This is a genomic window from Zooshikella ganghwensis DSM 15267 (genome assembly GCF_000428585.1).
Classification (GTDB): Bacteria; Pseudomonadota; Gammaproteobacteria; order Pseudomonadales; family Zooshikellaceae; genus Zooshikella; species Zooshikella ganghwensis.
This window is the reverse complement of the sequence record NZ_AUAF01000329.1, coordinates 1-1,926: the sequence shown is the minus strand read 5'-3', so window position 1 is coordinate 1,926 and position 1,926 is coordinate 1. Positions and strand designations below refer to the sequence as shown.

Here is a 1,926-nt window from a genome sequence, read left to right as displayed (position 1 = left end):
TTTCATTAGACATGAGTTAATTCAGGTTATAACCACTAACAGTATTGCTTTACCTGCAATGCCTTAGCTTCTAAATGGCCAAAGTCGAGTTATAAACCAAAAATATTTTTAAACCAATTAGGCAAAATTAACAATAATGCTGCTCGCTTATATGAATTTTCTACTTTTATTTTATCATTTTCTCGCTCATGTTTAAGTAACTCTTCTGCAGCATCCCGTGTCATACCAGGGCTATATGGGATATAAAAACATTTATTTTTTGATCTTTTTATCTTGCAAATATTTTTATCTCGAACATTTACAAGTGAAGAGTCTATTCTTTCGTCCCATACCCCTTTAGCACAATACAAGCTAAGAGGCCCTTTGGAGATTATTGAAGAGTAATCACCATTTTTAACATGCTCTCTTTCATGTGGTTTAAGGGATTGCTGAATATGTATGTTATCTTTTGCAAGAAAATGACAGTTTACACACTTGCTTTCCATAGCAACCCACCCTTTCTTGATCAACCCTCTATACAATCATAGACCGCATACGACTTAACGCGTCTTTCCCCTTCAACCCTGTTAACCCTTGCTGTTCGACCTTTTCAGCCAGCGCCTTAGCGTTAATTTCCTCGCTTTTCTCGGCGAGCGTCTTCTGTCGTGTTCCTGGTAGTGCCTTATGTATTACGATTTCCTCCCCGGCCATCACCTTACGGCAAGCTATCTCATAGTTACGCTTGAATAGTGGAAACACTTCCTTTTCTGTCCTGCTTCTTAGCTCAAACCACCCTGTCGCCCTTGCAGCGGCATATACGGCGTTATGGCTCCATACTGCATTGGTCGAACTGCTAGCGTTCTGGCAAGCCTCGTTGTAGGCCGTATGAACCATAGGCAATCCAAAGTCCTCCGGCCCAGGCTGGCACCAACTGATAAATTGGCCACAACTAGGAAAATAAGGTGAAGGGTCTTTGCGTACCTTACGCAATCCAACTTTAACTTGCTCAATCTGTGTTATGTTGTTTTCAAGAAAAGCTTTAGTCCATTCGCTTTTAGCTTTGTCCTCTGAATCAGACTCAGAAAAGAATATTCACAAGCGGGCTTTGCTCCTTTAATAAATAACCATTTAAAATGGATAATTTCTAGTTATTGCCCTTTTTTTCTGTAAAGATAGAAAAGTTTTTATTACCTACTGATTTTGTTAAGTGAGTAGCTGGTATACTCTATAAATAGTCAAAGCAAAATAAGATCTTGTGAAAGTCGTTCAGCTAGACTGCTTAAAGCATGGATGTAGAAAACGATAATGGTAATTTCAAGGGAAGAGTTTATTAAGGATGCTGGGACATATTAACTGGCTTGTCGACACTGGTGAACAACTGAATACTATCGACGGTAAGGAAGTCAAAGTTGTTAAGTTGTGTCACCAAAATGATGATGCAGTGCTTTCGGCCTGGGCAAAACATTTCCGGAACCACTACTGCCTAGATACTGATGTCGACTTCCTACGCGGCCAGCGTTCGATGTCAGATTATTTGACCAATATCAAGTTCCCAAGCAAAACATCCCAGCTCGGTCCTGGAATCCGAGCGGGAGATTTTGGAGAAATTCTGGTTGCTGATTATCTCCAGTGGATACTAAATTGTTGGGTTCCTAGAGTTCGATGGTCATCGAAAGTTGTCCAAGATGAATCACCCAAGGGGAGCGATGTCATTGGATTTCAATTTCACAAAAAAAGCGGTGAAGTTTCCACCAATGATGTTTTGTTTGTCTTTGAGTCTAAGACAAAGTTTTCCACTTCAAAGGCTAACCGCCTACAAGATGCTATCAATGATTCAGCCAAAGATCATATTCAAGTTAGGCCGACGTTGTCGGCGACTTTTAGCGAGTGCCAATCATCAGGCTCAGTGTTCACTTCGCAACATTTAAATCCGTTTATACGGCATGT

General features: G+C 40.6%; 3 protein-coding genes. 1 reads left to right on the top strand and 2 read right to left on the bottom strand.

From position 1 onward, the window contains the following. Positions 1-89: 89 nt before the first annotated feature. Together F607_RS0126610 and F607_RS33860 are read right to left on the bottom strand one after the other, a co-directional pair. Positions 90-485 (bottom strand): hypothetical protein, encoded by a 396-nt coding sequence (locus tag F607_RS0126610; protein WP_027710414.1) that lies wholly within the window; start codon positions 483-485, stop codon positions 90-92. Positions 486-513: 28 nt separating this feature from the next. Beyond that, the gene (locus F607_RS33860; protein ID WP_084611431.1) at positions 514-1,071 is read right to left on the bottom strand and encodes a replication protein P; all 558 of its coding nucleotides are present in this window, start codon (positions 1,069-1,071) and stop codon (positions 514-516) included. A gap of 244 nt (positions 1,072-1,315) precedes the next feature. Between F607_RS33860 and F607_RS32150 the strand changes: the two genes are divergently transcribed. After that, positions 1,316-1,926 (top strand): Hachiman antiphage defense system protein HamA (locus tag F607_RS32150; RefSeq protein ID WP_157365624.1); only part of this gene is annotated, 611 nt, incomplete at its 3' end.